At 61.6% G+C, this 19,837-nt stretch carries 15 protein-coding genes and 1 tRNA gene; 12 read left to right on the top strand and 4 right to left on the bottom strand.

Annotation, left to right across the window (positions count from 1 at the left end; all coding sequences use genetic code 11):
* Positions 1-12: 12 nt before the first annotated feature.
* From J3P84_RS02905 to J3P84_RS02850, 12 genes are all read left to right on the top strand, one after another.
* A tRNA-Ile gene (locus J3P84_RS02905) sits at positions 13-89 on the top strand.
* 151 nt (positions 90-240) lie between these two features.
* The gene (locus tag J3P84_RS02900) at positions 241-2,676 is read left to right on the top strand and encodes a hypothetical protein (RefSeq protein WP_434631140.1); all 2,436 of its coding nucleotides are present in this window, start codon (positions 241-243) and stop codon (positions 2,674-2,676) included.
* A gap of 35 nt (positions 2,677-2,711) precedes the next feature.
* Positions 2,712-3,173: an Lrp/AsnC family transcriptional regulator gene (locus tag J3P84_RS02895; protein ID WP_434571390.1), complete on the top strand. Its 462-nt coding sequence runs from the start codon at positions 2,712-2,714 to the stop codon at positions 3,171-3,173.
* A gap of 272 nt (positions 3,174-3,445) precedes the next feature.
* Complete coding sequence (locus J3P84_RS02890) at positions 3,446-5,128, top strand: flavin monoamine oxidase family protein (RefSeq protein WP_434627676.1); 1,683 nt, start codon at positions 3,446-3,448, stop codon at positions 5,126-5,128.
* Positions 5,129-5,140: 12 nt separating this feature from the next.
* Positions 5,141-5,935 (top strand): carbon-nitrogen hydrolase family protein, encoded by a 795-nt coding sequence (locus J3P84_RS02885; RefSeq protein ID WP_434627673.1) that lies wholly within the window; start codon positions 5,141-5,143, stop codon positions 5,933-5,935.
* A 48-nt stretch (positions 5,936-5,983) separates the two neighbouring features.
* On the top strand, positions 5,984-8,422 hold the full coding sequence (gene pqqF, locus J3P84_RS02880) for a pyrroloquinoline quinone biosynthesis protein PqqF (protein WP_434627670.1): 2,439 nt from the start codon (positions 5,984-5,986) through the stop codon (positions 8,420-8,422).
* Between the two features lie 157 nt (positions 8,423-8,579).
* Entirely contained in the window at positions 8,580-8,654 is a 75-nt protein-coding gene (gene pqqA, locus J3P84_RS02875; RefSeq protein WP_003177660.1) for a pyrroloquinoline quinone precursor peptide PqqA, read from the top strand.
* Positions 8,655-8,734: 80 nt separating this feature from the next.
* Positions 8,735-9,646: a pyrroloquinoline quinone biosynthesis protein PqqB gene (gene pqqB / locus J3P84_RS02870; RefSeq protein ID WP_434627667.1), complete on the top strand. Its 912-nt coding sequence runs from the start codon at positions 8,735-8,737 to the stop codon at positions 9,644-9,646.
* A gap of 196 nt (positions 9,647-9,842) precedes the next feature.
* The gene (pqqC, locus tag J3P84_RS02865) at positions 9,843-10,595 is read left to right on the top strand and encodes a pyrroloquinoline-quinone synthase PqqC (RefSeq protein ID WP_434627664.1); all 753 of its coding nucleotides are present in this window, start codon (positions 9,843-9,845) and stop codon (positions 10,593-10,595) included.
* On the top strand, positions 10,592-10,867 hold the full coding sequence (pqqD, locus tag J3P84_RS02860; protein ID WP_434571379.1) for a pyrroloquinoline quinone biosynthesis peptide chaperone PqqD: 276 nt from the start codon (positions 10,592-10,594) through the stop codon (positions 10,865-10,867). Before pqqC ends, pqqD begins: the two co-directional genes overlap by 4 nt.
* Positions 10,860-11,990: a pyrroloquinoline quinone biosynthesis protein PqqE gene (gene pqqE / locus J3P84_RS02855; protein WP_434627660.1), complete on the top strand. Its 1,131-nt coding sequence runs from the start codon at positions 10,860-10,862 to the stop codon at positions 11,988-11,990. Before pqqD ends, pqqE begins: the two co-directional genes overlap by 8 nt.
* A complete protein-coding gene (locus J3P84_RS02850; RefSeq protein WP_434627657.1) occupies positions 11,956-13,782 on the top strand; it encodes an alpha/beta hydrolase family protein in 1,827 nt (608 codons plus the stop codon). The genes pqqE and J3P84_RS02850 overlap by 35 nt, the downstream gene beginning before the upstream one ends.
* Positions 13,783-13,907: 125 nt before the next feature.
* Here J3P84_RS02850 and J3P84_RS02845 read toward each other — a convergent pair whose 3' ends face one another.
* The 4 genes from J3P84_RS02845 to J3P84_RS02830 form a co-directional block, all read right to left on the bottom strand.
* Entirely contained in the window at positions 13,908-14,066 is a 159-nt protein-coding gene (locus tag J3P84_RS02845; protein WP_038436734.1) for a YqaE/Pmp3 family membrane protein, read from the bottom strand.
* Between the two features lie 339 nt (positions 14,067-14,405).
* Positions 14,406-16,184 carry an acyl-CoA dehydrogenase C-terminal domain-containing protein gene (locus J3P84_RS02840; protein ID WP_434627654.1) on the bottom strand — a complete coding sequence of 593 codons (1,779 nt, stop codon included), beginning with the start codon at positions 16,182-16,184 and terminating at the stop codon, positions 14,406-14,408.
* 254 nt (positions 16,185-16,438) lie between these two features.
* Positions 16,439-18,235, bottom strand: a complete 1,797-nt coding sequence (locus J3P84_RS02835; RefSeq protein ID WP_434627652.1) for an acyl-CoA dehydrogenase C-terminal domain-containing protein — start codon at positions 18,233-18,235, stop codon at positions 16,439-16,441.
* 91 nt (positions 18,236-18,326) lie between these two features.
* Complete coding sequence (locus J3P84_RS02830) at positions 18,327-19,616, bottom strand: GGDEF domain-containing protein (protein WP_305498358.1); 1,290 nt, start codon at positions 19,614-19,616, stop codon at positions 18,327-18,329.
* Between the last annotated feature and the right edge of the window lie 221 nt (positions 19,617-19,837).

Raw genomic sequence — 19,837 nt, 5'->3', positions numbered from 1 at the left:
GCGGCCTACTGAGGGCCTATAGCTCAGTTGGTTAGAGCAGAGGACTCATAATCCTTTGGTCCACGGTTCGAGTCCGTGTGGGCCCACCAAATTGAAAGCCGCGCATTGCGCGGCTTTTGTGTTTCCGGGCCGATCAGCAGCGTACTACCAAGATTCTCGTAAACGGCTCAGCGCCAGACGTTGTCTTTTTTAACGTCCGCTCACTTACAATCAGATTTCCAATACCCCGCCGAGACGCCCATCATCGCCAGCCCCAGCCTTCCCCGCCTGTTCCTCGAACTCTTCTGGCAACTCGGCATCCTGGTGGTGCCAGCCTTTTTCATCACGATACTGTCGCCGCCGCTGGCCTTGCTGGGGGTGGTGTTGCTCGGTTTGCTGATGGGTCTTGCCGCGCGGCTGGGCTTTTTGGGGGTGGGCCGGGGCATTGCCCGGCTGACTGTCGGCGCGGTGTTTGGCCTGGGTTTCAGTCTGGGACGGGCATTGCCTGAGTGGTGGGGAATTCTGGTGGCGATCGTCGCCATCGTTGGCGGGCTCGCCTGCGTGAGCAAGTGGGAGCGCCGCCTTGGGTTGGCGCCGGTCTCCTCTGCGGGCCAAGGACCGAGTGCCTGGGGCACAAACGAGCCGCTGCTGACGCCCGAGGGCGAGCCGATCCGGGTGTTCAACCACAGCGAAATTGCCATGGGCGGCCCCGTTCATTGCGATTATCTGTTTCCTGATGGCGTGCTCTTGCAAGGCCTTGGCTCCTCGGCGGTGTTCTCCAGCGACGGTCGCTATTTCGCCGCGCCGGTACCGTCACGCCAGGAATGGGGACTGGTCGTGCTCGACCGGGAGCAACGCAAGCTGTACCGCTGTGCCGAAAGCGAGTTCTGGGAGCTGGATGCCCTGGACCTGGATCAACTGAGCGGCCGCCATAGCCCCTTGGTTGACAACAGCGTTCGTCAGGCCCGACTGGATGAACTGTTGCAGGCCGCCGAAGTAGCCGAGCTGATCCCGTTTGCGGACCTTTGGCTGGAGCCTGGCTGGAATCCGGACAGTGTTGCGCGCAGCTTCGAACGGGCTTCCATTGATGGCGGGCAAATCCTGCAGGGCGACATCTTGTTGCCCAAGACCTTTCGCGATCTGGCCCAGCCATTGGAGCCACTGTATTCGCCGCGCTACGCCATCAGCCTCAATGGTCAACCATCGGGCCTGGTCATGGCAGCCGATGCGCCACTGGTCTGGAGCGGCGATAACCGCGCCCTGGTCTGTCTGGCCCGGGAGCAGGCCAACGAGGCGGATGGCAATCAGTACTGGTTGTGGCAAGTGGATCATGGCTGGCGAGCCCTGCCCTCGCCGTGGGTGAAGAGCGACGCGGAGCCGTCCTTTTATTGGCACGAATTATTGAGTCTTGATGCGAGCCATGTCCGTATCGGCTCGTATCTCGATTATCCGCGACCAGGCGCCGGCCGTTATGGCTACCGCCTGGAGAGTATCCACGGCGATACCGAGACCCAGACCGGTCATGACGCTCAAGGTCGCGTGCAGGTCGGTGAGTTCAAGCTGACCCGCATGGCGATCATGCTGCCGCTGGACAGCACGGGGCGGCGAGGCGACTCGTGCGTCGAGACGCAACCGTTGCAAGGCGATGTGCGCGCTGTCCTGACCTGGCTCGGTGACAATCCCCAAGGCCTGGGTGGCTATCGTTGCCGGATCGGCGACTGGTCGTTGCCGGGGGCTTGGCTGCTGGACCATCGGGTTTCCGATTGCGGACGCTATCTGGCGCTGCTGCCCTTTGAAAACTCAACGACAGTCACCAGCCATGCGCTGGTGGCGGATGTGCAGGAACACCGCCTGCTGGAAGGACCGCCCATGTGGGTGGAACGGATACTGGATTTCCGCGATGGCCGATTGAATCTGGCAGTGATCCAGGGCCGTCTTGATCAAGACAGGGAAAGCAGCCCGTTGCAACGTTTCAACATCGCCGCGCCAGAGGTTGGCGGCGACGCGTCGTTCTTCCGTCCCAACGAGCAATCCCGGCTGTTCTACAACACTGCGCAGTTGCAGCCGACAGACTCGCAGCTCAAAGCCGTCCCGCCTTGGCGTCTGGTGGCTGGCCCGCAAGCGGCCACTGCCGAGGGGGATTTCATCCAGCCCGCGCCGAATGATCAGAATGCCGCCTGGCTGTTCGGCAGTGAGACGGAATACACCGACAGCTGGGTGCGTACCGGTACGCCCCGTCTCGGCGGACACTTGCTGACCGCCTCAGGCTGCGCGTTGGTTGATCTGGCGCCCTCGATGATCTGGTCGGCGGACAGCCGCTACCTGGCCCTGACCTGCATGGCGACCGATGTCACGGAACTGTGTGGCAGTTACCGCGGTTGGCAACTGCTGCTCCTTGATGTTGAGGCGCGTACGCTGCGTATACATCCGCAATGGCTGGGCAATCGGCCGCTATTTGAAAGCTTCGAAGAAGAGCAACTACGCCTGCGAAGCTTCCAGCGCGACTGGGAGACCGAAGCCGACGAGGACCAGGGTTCGGTGCAGTCGTTCTCACTGGACGCTCTGCTGCAGTTGCCCACTGAGCAACTGATCTGCCAGGAAGGCGTCTGGCTCAGGTCTTCCCAGGCTCACCTGGCAGCCGCCTGGCGGGCGCTGGCTTTACCTGCCACTGGCTATTTCGAGCGAGGGAACCTGTAACATGCCCGCCATTGATGCCCGCGCCGGAGCCAACCTTGACTGAGATCCGCCCTCCCGTCCTCGACGAAATCGACCGCCAGTTGATCGCGGCCCTGCAAATCAACGCGCGGGAAAGCGTCGCCATGCTCGCCCGGCAATTGGGAATTGCCCGCACCACCGTGACGTCGCGCCTGGCTCGACTGGAGAAAGCCAAGGTGATCACTGGGTACGGCGTGCGCCTTGGCCAGCGGGTGATCGATGGCGGTCTGCAGGCCTATGTCGGGATCAAGGTGCAGCCACGCTCCGGTAAAGAGGTACTGCGCCGCTTGAGCGCCATGGCCCAGGTCCAGCAGTTGTGCGCGGTCAGCGGCGAATTTGATTATGTGGCGTGGCTGCGCACCGATTCGCCGGAGCAGCTGGATCAGTTGCTCGACCAGATCGGCAGCGTGGACGGGGTGGAGAAAACGACTACGTCGATCATTCTCAGCAGCAAGATCGATCGGGGCCAGCCGGTCTGAAGCCTTGCACCTTATCCTGTGGGAGCGAGCCTGCTCGCGAATGCGGTGGGCCAGTTGGGGTAGTTCTTTCTGACAACCGCTTCGCGAGCAGGCTCGCTCCCACACGATCATACTTCGTCATTACGACTCGACCACATTACAAAATGACTTGAAACTACGCAAAACGACGACACATTGCGTCTTATTAACGTGTTTCTCCCTCTCTAGAATGGCTGGCATCTTTCCTATACTCAGACGCAAACGCCGCGTCGAGTCGCCCATCAAGGTCAGCCATGAACAAGCACAATCGCCACCCAGCAGACGGCAAGAAGCCCATCACCATTTTCGGACCGGACTTTCCTTTCGCCTTTGACGACTGGATCGAGCACCCGGCCGGCCTGGGGGTCATTCCCGAGCACAACCACGGGGCTGAAGTGGCGATCGTCGGCGCGGGGATCGCCGGTCTCGTAGCCGCTTACGAATTGATGAAGCTGGGCCTCAAACCGGTGGTCTACGAGGCGTCGAAGATGGGCGGACGTCTGCGCTCCCAAGCATTCAACGGCGCCGAAGGCATCGTTGCCGAGCTCGGTGGCATGCGTTTTCCGGTGTCGTCCACGGCGTTCTACCACTACGTCGACAAACTGGGCCTGGAGACCAAACCGTTCCCCAACCCACTGACCTCGGCCTCGGGCAGCACCGTCATCGACCTGGAAGGGCAGACTTACTACGCCGAAAAAATGGCCGACCTTCCTGCGCTGTTCCAGGAAGTCGCTGACGCCTGGGCCGATGCCCTGGAGGATGGCTCGCGTTTCAGCGAGATCCAGCAGGCGATCCGCGAGCGCGACGTGCCGCGTCTCAAAGAGCTGTGGAACACCCTGGTACCGCTGTGGGATGACCGCACATTCTACGATTTCGTCGCCACCTCCAAGGCGTTCGCCAAGCTGTCTTTCCAGCACCGCGAAGTGTTCGGCCAGGTCGGCTTCGGCACGGGCGGCTGGGACTCGGACTTCCCCAACTCGATGCTGGAAATCTTTCGCGTGGTGATGACCAACTGCGACGACCATCAGCACCTGGTGGTTGGCGGCGTTGAACAGGTGCCGCAGGGAATCTGGAGACATGTGCCGGAGCGTTGTGTGCATTGGCCGGAGGGCACCAGCCTGAATTCGTTGCACCTGGGCGCGCCACGCAGCGGGGTGAAGCGTATCGCTCGCGCCGACGACGGCCGATTCAGCGTGACCGACGTCTGGGGCGACACGCGCGAATACGCCGCCGTGCTGGTCACCTGCCAGACCTGGCTGCTGACCACCCAGATCGAGTGTGAAGAAGCGCTGTTCTCGCAAAAAATGTGGATGGCCCTGGATCGTACCCGCTACATGCAATCGTCAAAGACCTTCGTGATGGTCGACCGGCCGTTCTGGAAGGACAAGGACCCGGAAACCGGCCGCGACCTGATGAGCATGACCCTCACCGATCGCCTGACCCGTGGCACCTACCTGTTCGACAACGGCGACAACAAGCCGGGGGTCATCTGCCTGTCGTATTCCTGGATGAGCGATGCACTGAAAATGCTCCCGTACCCGGTGGAAAAACGCGTCAAGCTGGCCCTGGATGCCCTGAAGAAAATCTATCCGAAGGTAGATATCGCCGCGCGGATCATTGGCGAACCGATCACCGTGTCCTGGGAAGCCGACCCGTATTTCCTTGGCGCGTTCAAGGGCGCGCTACCCGGCCACTATCGTTACAACCAGCGCATGTACGCGCATTTCATGCAGGACGACATGCCGGCCGAACAAAAAGGGATCTTTATCGCCGGCGACGACGTCTCATGGACACCCGCCTGGGTTGAAGGCGCGGTCCAGACCTCGCTCAATGCCGTGTGGGGAATCATGAAACACTTCGGCGGTGAAACCCATGCCGAGAATCCGGGTCCAGGGGATGTGTTCGACGAAATCGGTCCGATCGCCCTGCCCGAATAAAAGGAGTTGTCGATGCGCGTAGCCCTCTACCAATGTCCACCGCTGCCAATGGATCCGGCCGGCAACCTGCAGCGTCTGCACCAAGTCGCGCTGGAGGCCCGAGGCGCTGACATATTGGTGCTGCCGGAGATGTTCCTGACCGGCTATAACATCGGCGTCGATGCGGTGAATGTACTGGCCGAGGTCTACAACGGCGAATGGGCCCAGCAGATTGGCCGCATCGCCAAGGCGGCCGGCCTGGCGATTCTCTATGGCTACCCCGAACGCAGCGAAGACGGACAGATCTACAACGCCGTGCAACTGATCGATGCCCACGGCGAACGCCTCGCCAACTATCGCAAGAGCCACCTGTTCGGCGACCTCGACCATACGATGTTCAGCGCCGGGAATGCGACGCTACCCATTGTCGAGCTCAACGGCTGGAAGCTCGGCTTCCTGATCTGCTATGACCTGGAATTCCCGGAAAACGCCCGCCGGCTGGCCTTGGCCGGTGCCGAGCTGATCCTGGTGCCGACCGCCAACATGCAGCCCTACGAGTTCATCGCCGACGTCACCGTGCGGGCACGGGCCATTGAAAACCAGTGTTTCGTGGCCTACGCCAACTACTGTGGCCACGAAGGTGAGTTGCGCTATTGCGGCCAGAGCAGCATCGCCGCGCCGGACGGCAGCCGCCCGGCCCTGGCGGGGCTGGACGAGGCGTTGATCGTCGGTGAACTGGATCGACAGCTGATGAATGACTCGCGCGCGGCCTACAACTACCTGCACGACCGTCGCCCGGCGCTATACGGCGAGTTGCATAAACACTGATCCGGGCTAATCCGCTAGCATGAGCACATCCTTGTCCTGGAAGCGCTCATGCCGGCCCCCGATTCCCTCCGCCCCCATACCGAAACCCTGGCCAACGGCCTGCAAGTGACGTTGCGCCATGCACCCGACCTCAAGCGCAGCGCTGCGGTGTTGCGGGTGGCGGCCGGCAGCCATGATGCGCCCGAGGCCTGGCCGGGCCTCGCGCATTTTCTCGAACATCTTTTTTTTCTCGGGACAGAACGTTTTCCCAGCGGGCAGAACCTGATGGCCTACGTGCGGGACCACGGTGGGCAAGTCAACGCGCGTACCAGCGAGCGCACCACGGACTTTTTCATCGAGCTGCCGCCTGCCGCCCTGGCCGACGGGTTGGAGCGTCTGGCAGACATGCTCGCTCATCCCCGATTGGATGAAGCCGACCAGTTACGCGAGCGGGAAGTGCTGCACGCCGAATTCATCGCCTGGTCCGGGGACGCCGCCGCCCAGCGCCAGGTTGCCCTGTATGACGGATTGTCGGCGGCTCATCCGCTGCGAGGTTTTCACGCCGGCAATCGCGACAGCCTCGGCGTATCACAGCCTGAATTTCAAACGGCGCTGCGCGGTTTCCATCAGCGTTTCTACCAGAGCGGTCAGATGACCTTGAGCCTCGCCGGCCCCCAAAGCCTCGAAACAATGAAGGCGCTGGCCGATCAATTCGCTACAAGCATGCCCATCGGAAAAGCGGCGACCAGGCAATCGCCGCCGAGGCTGATGACGTCGCCAGGCATCGCTTATCAACAGGTCCGGGAAGGCTGCCTCGACTTGCTCTTCGCCCTCGAACACTTGCCTGGCGCCTCGCCTCAAGCATTGGCCTTCCTGTGTCACTGGCTGAACTCCAGCAAACCGGGCGGCTTGCTTGCGACGTTGCGCCAACGCGGTCTGGCCGACAGCCTCAAGGCTTCGCCGCTGTATGAATTTGCCGGTCAAGCACTGCTGCACATCGAGCTCAAGCTCGACAGCGGCCAGCTACCGTCGGCTATCGAGCCGTTGCTGCGCGACTGGCTGGGGTTCTTTGCCGCCCATGACGACTGGGCTCCCTTGCGCCAGGAATTCAACGCCCTGCTGCAGCGCCGTCAGGAAACGGCAACCGCCCTGCAACTGGCGCGTTGGGACGGCGAAGGATGTGCCGGGGCTCTAGCGGAAAACGACTTGATGCGGATTCGAGAAATCCTCAAACAACTGCACCCTGCGAATCCGGTCACCGAACAATGGCAACTGCCCTCGCCCAACCCGTTCCTGCAAGCGCCAAGCGAGCCGCCCCGCGCCGGTTTGATACGCGGCCAGACCAGCGCCCACCGTGGTCTGCGCACGTTCGCACAAGACCGCAGCCGGGGCCGGCGGGAACGCTCGCCCATGCAGTTCAGCCAGGCATTGCCGGACTCCCGGGAAGGTGCGGTGTATGTGCGCTGGCAACTGGAGACCCGGGTACCGCTCGATTTTCAACCCAGACTCGATCGGCACCTGGCGGATGTGTGCGAGGACGCCCGGCAGGCAGGCGTGGACATCACTTTCGAAATCTGTAGTGACCGATGGCTGCTGAAGCTGGTCGGTTTGCAAGCACCGATGCCGTTGGTGCTTGAGCACCTGCTGACGAAGCTGGAGCAGCCGCTGCCACCCGTTCAGGCCAGGAACGAAACGCCCCTGATGCCGATTCGACATTTGCTGCGGGAATTGCCGGATCACTATCGGCAGAACCTGCGGCATGCAGAGCTGCCACCGCCCGGCAGTGAACAAGACGTCTGGGCAAGCGCCCGCTGGGACGGCCTGGCCATCGGTCTGTCGGCTGCTTCCCAAACGGCTGTGGGCCCGTTGCTGGCCCGAATTCCTGGCGTGGCCCGTGAGGCGACGGCGCCAGCAGTGACGCCTTCACCAGGGCGGATCTGGCATACCCTCGAGACCCATGGCGACGAACAGGCCGTGTTGCTGTTTTGCCCCTCGCCCACGTTGGACTTGCCCGACGAAGCTGCCTGGCGATTGCTGGCTCATTTGTGCCAGACCCCGTATTACCAGCGCTTGAGGGTCGAGCTGCAGTTAGGTTATGCGGTGTTCAGTGGCTTGAAGCAAATCGATGGGTGGACCGGCTTGTTGCTGGGTGCGCAATCGCCCGAGACGTCGGCCGCACAGTTGGTCAGCCATATGGAGCAGTTTCTGACCGAGCTTCCCGCCGTGATCGAGCGAACCGACGATGCAACCCTGGCCAGCCAACAACAAGCCCTGGCCCGCCAGATGCAAATCGCCGCGTTGCCCTGCGCCCAGGCGGCCGAGCTGCTCTGGCAAGGAAAACTGGCCGGCCACCCGGCGGACTTCCCTGAGCGACTGGCCGATGCCATTCTGGGCATGCAGCGCATAGACCTGGTGAATGCCGCCCGCCGCTTGGTCGATGCGCAGGGAGGACGTTATTGCCTCAGCAACGCGCCGAGCCCGGGCGCCCCTTGGCGAGCGGCCGAATGATCATTACAGGCGCTGCAATGAGCTTTCTCAGAGAATCGCAGCGAACCAAATTGTCAGATTTAGTAACATAGTCACTTGAGCATCTGAACATCTCCGAACGGAGGTGGACTATATGTATAGCTTTAAACCGATCCACCCCAACCAAAGGAGTATTTCCATGTCCTGGTCCAAACCCGCATATATCGACCTGCGTATCGGCTTCGAAGTCACCATGTACTTCGCCAGCCGTTGATGATTGCAGGCAGTTAGTACGCGACACAACGCCTCGGCCATCCGGGGCGTTTTTATTTCGGTTTGCAGATGGGAGCGAGCATGTTCGTCCAGATTCTAGGTTCCGCCGCCGGCGGGGGCTTTCCCCAGTGGAACTGCAACTGCGCCAATTGCGCGGGTTTTCGCGACGGCAGCCTCCGAGCGCAGGCGCGCACCCAGTCGTCCATTGCAATTTCCGATGATGGCGTGAGCTGGGTCCTGTGCAACGCCTCGCCGGACATCCGCGCGCAACTCCAGGGTTTCGCCCCGATGCAGCCTGGCCGGGCGCTACGGGACACCGGCATCGGCGCGATCATCCTGATGGACAGCCAGATCGATCACACCACCGGCTTGCTCAGCCTGCGCGAAGGCTGCCCGCATCAGGTCTGGTGCACCGACATGGTCCATGAAGACCTGAGCACCGGTTTCCCGCTGTTCAACATGCTGACCCACTGGAACGGCGGCCTGAGCTGGAACCGCATCGAGCTGGACCAGAGCTTCACCGTCCCGGCCTGCCCGAACCTGCGCTTCACCCCGCTGCCGCTGCGCAGCGCCGCGCCGCCCTATTCACCGCACCGCTTCGATCCGCATCCGGGTGACAACATCGGGCTGATCGTTGAAGACCTGCGCAGCGGCGGCAAACTGTTCTATGCGCCGGGCCTGGGCAAGGTCGACGAACCGTTGCTGCAGATCATGGCCGACAGCGACTGCCTGCTGGTGGACGGCACGATGTGGGACGACGACGAAATGCAACGCCGAGGCGTCGGCACTCGCACCGGTCGGGAGATGGGCCACCTGGCGCAGAACGGTCCCGGAGGGATGCTGGAGGTGCTGGAGCAATTGCCCGAGCAGCGCAAGGTGCTCATCCATATCAACAACACCAACCCGATCCTGGACGAAGACTCGCCCGAGCGGGCCGAGCTGGTGCGACGCAGGATTGAAGTGGCTTACGATGGCATGAGCATCGAACTGTAGGAAGGTCTGATAACCGGGAGCGAGCCAGTGCTTGTATTGGCTGACAGGCCGTCTTCGCGAGCAAGCTCGCTCCCACAGTGGCCTGAGTGGTATCGGATATCTGATCCGCAGCAAAACCAGTGTGGGAGCGAGCTTGCTCGCGATAGGGCCAGCCCCGACGCCACGGAACCCAACGGTTATTCTCCGGAGAACCGAAATGACTGACACCCCCCTGTCCATCGCCGAGTTCGAGGCGGCCCTACGTGCCAAAGGCGCGTACTACCACATCCATCACCCCTACCACGTGGCGATGTATGAAGGCCGCGCCACGCGCGAGCAGATCCAGGGCTGGGTCGCGAACCGCTTCTACTACCAGGTGAATATTCCGCTCAAGGACGCCGCGATCCTGGCCAACTGCCCGGACCGGGAAATCCGTCGCGAGTGGATCCAGCGCCTGCTCGACCATGACGGCGCCCCCGGCGAAGACGGCGGCATCGAAGCCTGGCTGCGACTGGGCCAGGCAGTGGGCCTGGACCCCGATCAGCTGCGCTCCCAAGAGTTGGTGCTACCCGGCGTACGCTTCGCCGTGGATGCCTACGTCAACTTCGCCCGCCGGGCCTCCTGGCAGGAAGCCGCCAGCAGCTCATTGACCGAACTGTTCGCCCCGCAAATCCACCAGTCGCGCCTGGACAGCTGGCCGCAGCACTACCCCTGGATCGACCCGGCCGGCTATGAATATTTCCGCACCCGCCTGGGCCAGGCTCGGCGTGATGTGGAGCATGGTCTCGCGATCACCTTGCAGCACTACACCACCCGCGCAGGCCAGGAGCGCATGCTGGAAATTCTCCAGTTCAAATTGGACATTCTCTGGAGCATGCTCGACGCCATGAGCATGGCTTACGAATTAAAACGCCCGCCCTATCACAGCGTGACCGGTCAACGGGTGTGGCATAAAGGGATTACCTTATGAGCTTCGACCGCAGCAAAACCCCTCAGTGGCGTCCCGGCTATCGCTTCCAATACGAACCGGCCCAGAAAGGCCATGTGCTGCTTTATCCTGAAGGCATGATCAAGCTCAACGACAGCGCCTCGCTGATCGGCGGCCTGATCGATGGTGAACGGGATGTCGCGGCGATTATCGGCGAGCTGGAGAAGCAATTCCCGGACGTGCCGGAACTCGGTGACGACATCGAGCAATTCATGGAGGTCGCCCGTGCACAGCACTGGATCACCCTTGCCTGAGAAGCCCGCCGTCGGCTTGCCGCTGTGGCTGCTGGCCGAGCTGACCTATCGCTGCCCGTTGCAATGCCCGTACTGCTCCAACCCGCTGGACTTTGCCGAACAAGGCAAGGAGCTGAGCACCGAGCAGTGGTTCAAGGTCTTTCGCGAGGCCCGGGAAATGGGCGCCGCGCAACTGGGCTTTTCCGGCGGCGAGCCGTTGGTGCGCCAGGACCTCGCCGAGCTGATCAGCGAGGCGCGCAAGCTAGGCTTCTATACCAATCTGATCACCTCCGGCATCGGCTTGACCGAACAGAAAATCAGCGATTTCAAGAAGGCCGGCCTCGACCATATCCAGATCAGTTTCCAGGCCAGCGACGAGCAGGTGAACAATCTGCTGGCCGGTTCGAAAAAAGCTTTCGCGCAAAAACTGGAGATGGCCCGAGCGGTGAAAGCCCATGGTTATCCGATGGTGCTGAACTTCGTCACCCATCGGCACAACATCGACAAGATCGACCGCATCATCGAGTTGTGCATCGCCCTGGAAGCCGACTTTGTCGAACTCGCCACCTGTCAGTTCTATGGCTGGGCACACCTCAACCGCGTCGGCCTGCTGCCCACGCGGGAACAACTGGTGCGTGCCGAGCGCATCACCAATGAATACCGGGCCAGGCTCGAGGCCGAAGGTAACCCGTGCAAGTTGATCTTCGTGACCCCGGATTACTACGAAGAGCGTCCCAAGGCCTGCATGAACGGCTGGGGCAGCATCTTCCTGACCGTTACCCCGGATGGCACGGCATTGCCTTGCCATGGCGCCCGGCAGATGCCGGTGCAGTTCCCGAATGTTCGTGACCACAGCATGCAACACATCTGGTACGACTCGTTCGGCTTCAACCGTTTTCGAGGTTATGACTGGATGCCCGAGCCCTGCCGCTCGTGCGATGAAAAAGAAAAGGACTTTGGCGGCTGTCGCTGCCAGGCGTTCATGCTCACCGGTGACGCCAGCAATGCCGATCCGGTGTGCAGCAAATCCGCGCACCACGGGATGATTCTCCAGGCTCGCGAAGACGCCGAGCATGCCACGCAAACCATCGGACAACTGGCCTTTCGCAATGAACGAAACTCGCGCCTCATCATTAAAGGCTGAACCTTTCAGCGCCGCCCTGGCCGTCGCGGCAGGCGTCGACTTTGCCGAGCTGCAACTCGGCCCCCTGGGCCTTTTCTGGAACGAATACCGTCCCGAAGATGGCGCTTGCCGGATCTGGCATTGGCGAGACGGCAAGGCGCGTTGCCTGACCCCGGACGGTTTCAGTGTGCGCAGCCGGGTGTATGAATACGGCGGCGGGTCGTTCTGTCTGAGCGACGACGGCGTGCTGTTCGTCAACGAAAGCGACCAACAGTTGTATCACCAATCGCTGGGCGACCAGTGTCCGGTAGCGCTGACCGCGGGCGATTGTCGATACGGCGATCTGCACTTCGCCACAGGGCACGTGCTGGCCGTGGAGGAACAGGCCGACCAGCATCGATTGGTATCGATCGGGCTGGCGGATCACCAACGCCGTGTATTGGCCGAAGGCGCGGACTTCTATGCCGCGCCGATCTTGAGCCCCGACGGAAAACGTCTCGCCTGGATTGAATGGAGTCGCCCCCACCAGCCATGGACAGCGACGCGGCTGATGCTCGCCGAGCGCAACGATTCAACCTGGGCAGCGCCATGCTGCGTGGCCGGCGATGATGGCGAAGAATCCATCCAGCAACCTCGCTTCGATGCTTGCAGTCGCCTTTATTGCCTGACCGACCGAGACGGTTACTGGCAGCCCTGGAGTGAACGCGCCGGCGTCCTGAAGCCAATGGACGCCGCCGAAGCCGATCACGCCCCGGCGCCTTGGCAACTGGGCGGGTGTACATGGTTGCCGGTGGATGAAAGCACTTACCTGGCAAGCTGGACCGAGGCCGGCTTCGGGCGGTTGGGGCTGCGCAGCGGCGGCGTGCTCGAAGATTTCACCGGCACTTACAGCCGCTTCCGCAGCCTCGCGCTGGATGAGCAATCCATCTATGCCATTGCCGCCTCGCCAGCCAGCCCCTCGGCGGTCATTGCGATCGAGCGGCGCAGTCATGAAGCGCTGGTGCTGGCCGGAGGCATCGCGCCGTTGCCTCCCGAGCAAATCAGCCGCCCCCGGACTCTGCGCTATCCCTCTGCGTCCAGCGAAGCCCACGGTTTTTTTTATCCAGCCATGAACACCGACGCGAAGCCGCCGCTGGTGGTGTTTATCCACGGTGGGCCGACCTCGGCTTGCTACCCGATGTTCGACCCGCGCATCCAGTATTGGACCCAGCGCGGCTTCGCCGTTGCCGACCTCAACTACCGTGGCAGCAGCGGTTATGGTCGCGCCTATCGGCAAGCGCTGCATTTGAGTTGGGGCGTGGTGGATGTCGAGGATGCCTGCGCCGTGGTTGCTTACCTGGATGAGCAAGACTTGGTCGATGGCCGCTGCGCCTTCATCCGTGGCGGCAGCGCGGGAGGCTATACCAGCCTCTGCGCCCTGGCGTTCCGGGACGTGTTCCGCGCTGGCGCCAGCCTCTACGGCGTCAGCGATCCCGTTGCCCTGGCCCGCGCTACGCACAAATTCGAAGGTGACTATCTGGACTGGCTGATCGGCGACCCGCAACTGGACGCCGAACGCTACCGGGCCCGCACGCCGTTACTGCATGCCGAGAGGATTCGCGCGCCGGTGATTTTTTTCCAAGGCGAGCTGGACGCCGTGGTCGTGCCGCAGCAGACCCGCGACATGGTCAAGGCGCTGGAGGACAACGGTGTTGCGGTCGAGGCTCATTACTACCCTGATGAGCGCCATGGCTTTCGCAAGGCCGCGAACCAGGCACATGCGCTGGAGCATGAGTGGTTGTTCTATCGCAGGGTGATGGATGGACTCGCATAGCAGCAATGCAAACCAATGTGGGAGCGAGCCTGCTCGCGATAACCATGGTTCAGTCAACATCTCGCTGACTGATACACCGCTTTCGCGAGCAGGCTCGCTCCCACAGGGATGTTGTGACGGGTGAATCAACGCTTGGCGATGATGTACACCGCATGCACGATGCCGGGGATATAACCCAACAGCGTCAGCAGAATGTTCAGCCAGAAAGCCCCGCCGAACCCGACTTGCAGGAACACACCCAGCGGTGGCAACAGAATGGCGATGATGATTCGAATGATATCCATGGACAGCTCCTGATGGTCGATGGCCACATTGCCATATAGCTCATGGACAGCTGACCGCTAGTCAGGGTTCAGTGCGCGTCCAAAGAGGCGGGCCGCAGGGAGAAGATACGCAGGCAAAAAACGCGGGCAAAAGAAAACCCCGCCGAAGCGGGGCTTTGCAGACTGTTTCCCTGACATCCATTTCACTCCGCCTTCCTGGCAGAATCCTACGTGTCCGTGTTGTAGCTTTGCGCGTCCTGCGCTACGTCCATGGAAGCTAGATTAGCCGTGGATCCAATCGGCCGATAGAGGGAAATCGCCAGCACGTCATGTAAGCTTTTTCCTACATACCGTCTTCTTTTAGAACTGACCGGGTTCCAGCAGGAACAGCGACTCGCTGCCCGCCCTTACCGAAGCGCTCAAGGAATGGATTCGTGGCAACAGGCGGGCGAAATAGAAACGTGCCGTGCCCAGTTTGCTCGCGTAGAAATCGTCCTGCATTTCCTTGCCCAGGGCCGCCCGGGCCATGAGTGCCCACATGTAGGCATACGCGGTGTAGCCGAACGCCTGCAGGTACTCCACCGAAGCCGCGCCAATTTCATGGGGATTGTTTTTCGCCCGGTCCAGCAGCCACTCGGTCAGCTCGTCCAGCGTGCCGACGGCATCGTTCAACGGCTGGGTGAACTCCGCCAGATCGCTGCCAGCGGTAGCGGTGAAATGACGAATCTCGTCGGCGAACAGTTTGTAGAACGCCCCGCCGTTGCCGACGATCTTGCGCCCCACCAGGTCCAGTGCCTGGATGCCGTTGGTGCCTTCGTAGATCTGGGTGATGCGCACGTCGCGCACCAACTGCTCCTGGCCCCATTCGCGAATGTAGCCGTGGCCGCCGAAAATCTGCTGGCCGTGAATGGTGGTTTCCAGGCCCAGGTCGGTCAGGAATGCCTTGGCAACCGGCGTCAGCAAGGCCACCAGATCTTCGGCGCGCTTGCGAGTGACCGGGTCTTCGCTGAACTTGGCGGTGTCCAGTTGCATCGCCACGTAGGTGGAGAATGCCCGGCCACCTTCGTTCGACGCTTTCATGGTCAGCAACATCCGGCGCACATCCGGGTGGACGATGATCGGGTCGGCGATCTTGTCCTTGTTTTGCGCGCCGCTTGGCGAACGGCTTTGCAGGCGATCACGGGCGTACTCGACAGCGTTCTGGTACGAACGCTCGCCGGAGGCCAGGCCCTGGATCCCCACGCCCAGGCGTTCGTAATTCATCATGGTGAACATCGCCGCCAGGCCTTTGTTCGGCTCGCCGACCAGATAACCCACTGCTTCGTCGAAGTTCATCACGCAGGTGGCGGACGCCTGGATGCCCATCTTGTGTTCGATCGAACCGCAGTTGGCCGCGTTGCGTGCACCCAGGCTGCCGTCGGCGTTGACCATGAATTTCGGCACCAGGAACAGCGAAATGCCTTTCGGGCCCGCCGGTGCGTCGGGGAGCTTCGCCAGCACCAGGTGAATGATGTTTTCGGTGAGGTCGTGTTCGCCACCGGTAATGAAAATCTTCGTGCCGCTGACCTTGTAGGTGCCGTCAGCCTGGGGCTCAGCCTTGGTCCGGATAATCCCCAGGTCGGTGCCGGCATGGGGTTCGGTCAGGCACATGGAGCCGGCCCAGACGCCGGCGTACATGTTTGGCAGGTACGCGGCTTTCAATTCCTCACTGGCGTGGGCGTTGATCGACAGGCAGGCTCCTGCGGTAAGCATCGGGTACAGACCGAAGGACAGGCTGGCGGAGTTGACCATTTCCTCGACCTGGGCCGAAACCGCCTTGGGCATGCCCATGCCACCGTACGTTGGATCACCGCCGACGCCGACCCAACCGCCTTCAGCGAAGGTCCTGTAGGCCTCAGGGAAACCCGCCGGGGTGGTCACGGCGCCGTCAGCCCAGTGGCAGCCCTCTTCGTCAGCTGCACGGCTGAGGGGCGCGATGCTTTTACCGGTGACCTTGCCCGCCTCTTCGAGGATCGCTTCGACGGTTCCAGCGTCCACGGTTTCGGCCAACGCCGGCAGTTGAGCCCAGAGTTTCGCGACCTCGAACACTTCATTGAGGACGAAGCGCATATCGCGCAGGGGCGCTTTGTAGTCAGCCATGGCAAACCTCGCAGGATCTAAACAATTGGTTCGTAGGAAAGCGTTCTCGCAATGGCCCAGAGTGTACCTCAACAACTTTTGAGACACATAGGGTCAACTTGTGACTGTTTTGTTATTTTTAGTCAACCCCGAAGCTCTGTTTTTCCGTGGCGAGGGAGCTTGCTCCCGCTTGAGTGCGCAGCGCTCACTAGAAGGGCTGCTGCGCACCCCAGCGGGAGCGAGCTCCCTCGCCACTGAGAAAATGTTTCAGCCTGTCAAAGCGCAAACAACTCCGCCGGCAACCTCATCAGGCAATCGCTCCCCGCCTCTATAGCAGCCCGATGGGCGGCCGTACGCGGCAGCAGGCGCTTGAAGTAAAACTCGCAGGTCGCCAGCTTGGCCCGGCAGAAATCGCTGCCTCCAGTGCCGCTGTCGAGTTGCGCCTGGGCCACCAACGCCATGCGCAACCACAGATAGGCCAGAATGATATAGCCGCTGTACATCAGGTAATCCACCGAAGCGGCGCCCACCTCATCCGGATTTTTCATGGCGGCCATGCCGACCTGCGTCGTCAGTTCGCCCCATTGCTGGTTGAGCCCGTCCAGTTGCGCAATGAAAGCCTGAAGCTGCGGATGCCCGGCATTGGCAGCGCAGAATTTGTGAACGATTCTGGTGAAACCGCGCAGCAACTTGCCCTGGCTACCCAGCACTTTGCGCCCCAGCAGGTCCAGGGCCTGGATGCCGTTGGTGCCTTCATAGATCGGCGCGATCCGGCAATCACGCACCAACTGCTCCATGCCCCACTCACGAATGAAGCCATGACCGCCAAAGACCTGCATGCCGTGGTTGGTCACTTCCAAACCCGTGTCGGTCATGAAGGCCTTGCAGATCGGGGTGAGGAAGGCCAGCAGGTCTTCGGCTTCCTGGCGGGCGCTTTCGTCGCGGCTCAAATGCGCGGTATCGAGCAGTTGCGCGGTGAAATAGGTCAGCGCCCGGTTGCCTTCGTTGAAGGCTTTCATGGTCAGCAGCATCCGGCGTACATCGGGATGGACGATGATCGGGTCGGCGACTTTTTCCGGCGCCTTGGGGCCGGTCAAAGAGCGCATCTGCAGGCGATCGTTGGCGTATTTGATCGCACCCTGGAAGCTCGCTTCGCCGAGGCACAGGCCCTGCATGCCGGTACCGAGGCGGGCGTGGTTCATCATGGTGAACATGCAGTTGAGGCCCTTGTTCGGTTCGCCGATCAGGAAACCCTTGGCCCCATCGAAGTTCAGCACGCACGTGGCCGACGCCTTGATGCCCATCTTGTGCTCGATCGAACCGCAGGAAACACCATTGCGCTCACCGGCCTCGCCCGCTGCATCGGGCAGGAACTTGGGCACGATGAACAACGAGATGCCTTTGGTCCCGGCGGGAGCATCCGGCAATTTGGCGAGCACCAGGTGAATGATGTTGTCGCTCATGTCGTGCTCGCCGGCGCTGATGAAGATCTTGCTGCCGGTCACCGCGTAGCTGCCATCCGCCTGAGGCACGGCGCGGGTCTTAATGATGCCCAGGTCCGTGCCGCAGTGGGCTTCGGTCAGGCACATGGTGCCGGTCCACTGGCCGGCGGTGAGCTTGTTGAGGTAGGTCTGTTTCTGCTGTTCGGTGCCGTGAGCGTGGATGGCCGACATGGCGCCGTGGGTCAGGCCGGGGTACATGCCCCAGGAGGTATTGCTCGACCCGATCATTTCGCTGATCACCAGCCCCAGCGAGCTGGGCAGGCCTTGGCCGCCATAAGCCGGATCCGCTGCCAGGCCGTGCCAGCCGCCTTCCACATACTGTGCGAAAGCTTGCTTGAAGCCTGCAGGTGTAGTGACCACGCCGTTATCGAAATGGCAGCCCTCTTCGTCACCCGGACGATTGAGCGGAGCCAGCACGTTCTCACAGAACCGGGCACCTTCTTCGAGGATGGCGCTGACCATGTCCGGACTGGCGTCGCTGGCCCCCAACTCGGCATAACGGCCGTGGAAATCAAAGACGTTGTCGATCAGGAAACGCATGTCGCGCAGCGGGGCTTTGTACTCGGGCATGGTGGTTTTCTCCGGTAGCAGATCTTTCCAACCTACTGCCGGCCGCCGAGGCCCACAATCAATCTCCAGACGCTGAATGCGCCGTCATCACTCAACCCGCGGCAGCCTCCATGCGCACTGCGCCGCGACGATTCTGGCCGAAGGCAATTACACAATTGCGCCCCGCCCCTTTGGCGTTGTAGAGCGCCTGGTCGGCGGACTTGAGCACTTCCTCGGGCGTGCGCTGGTCCACGCGTTCGGCCACGCCGATGCTGACGGTCACCGATACGCTGGTGGCGCCGCTGCCGGAGCGACGCTGGCGACCTTGCTGATCGTCCTGAGGGCGATTGTCGGGATTACGCAGTTGAATGGCGTACGTCTCGATGGACTGGCGGATGACTTCCAGATGAGGCATGCATTCATCAATGGTCTTGCCGGCAAACACCAGCGCAAACTCCTCGCCGCCGTAACGATAAGCCCTGCCGCCCCCACCGATTTTCGACAGCTTGCTGGCCACCAGGCGCAGCACCTGATCGCCGACATCGTGACCGTGGGTGTCGTTGAATTTCTTGAAGTGATCCACGTCGCTCATCGCCAGCACGTAGTTTCGACCCAGGCGCTGCATGCGTTCATTCAGCGCCCGGCGCCCCGGCAGGCCGGTGAGCTCATCGCGGAAGGCCATCTGGTAGGCCTCGTGAGCAACCGCGGCGGCGATCATCAGCATCACCTGGCTGCACATGATGTTCAGGGTGAACGGCAGGATGAACGTCTTCGGCAGCATCCAGAACAGCCCGACCAACCCCACCAGCTGCGCCGCATGCAAGGGTCGTGGGTTACGCCAGTATTGCCAGGCCAGCAGCACGAACGCAGCGGCAAACACCGGGTATGACAATTGGATCAGGCTCATCCAGGCGCCATGCAGCGCCGGCCAGCGTATTTCCGAAAGCCACAGCAGCAGGGCCTGGGGAAAGCTTTGCTCCAGGGCCAGGGCTACGCCACCAAAGGCCAGTAGCACCGCGAAACGCGCCACCATGTCCTGGAACAGATGCGTGCGCTCCTGCCACGCCGCGAACAGCCCGAACAACAGCGGCAGCAGCAGGCAGACCAGATGGAACACCACCGCCGCGTCTTCGCGCACCTTGCCGTTATCGCGATAGAAGTCGGTCTGGGTATCCAGCAGGAAATAAGCGATGTACACCGTGACCATCAGAAACAGTTCGCGCTGACGTCGGTAAACGGAGCAGTACGCCCCGCCCAACAACAACACCAGCGTAGGAAGCACGTTGAACAATGATGTGAAGAAGACGTTCAGGTCCTTGACGTAGGCAGCCGCGAGCCCCGCCAGTAAAAGCACTGTCGACGGTAGGAAATGGCTGAAGCGCATTACGGAAAGACGCGGCAAGGGTAAAGCTCCGACCCGGCTGATCAAAGATGGCATTGTGCCTGCAACTGGAGCAGTAAGGCACGCGAGAGGTGACAGATGTCACACTGCCATCGCTGTAACGGCAGATCGGGAAGTTTTCTTAGGGTCCGGGTGGATGAATATTGTTTCAGGATCGCCATGGTTCCCCTGTGGCGAGGGCCTGACTGGGTTATAACAAACATGAAAAAGCCGCTGCTCCC

The organism is Pseudomonas sp. Z1-29, assembly GCF_051131995.1.
In the GTDB taxonomy this organism is placed as follows: Bacteria; Pseudomonadota; Gammaproteobacteria; order Pseudomonadales; family Pseudomonadaceae; genus Aquipseudomonas.
The sequence above is the reverse complement of the archived record's forward strand: the minus strand, read 5'-3'. Positions and strand labels throughout refer to the sequence as shown.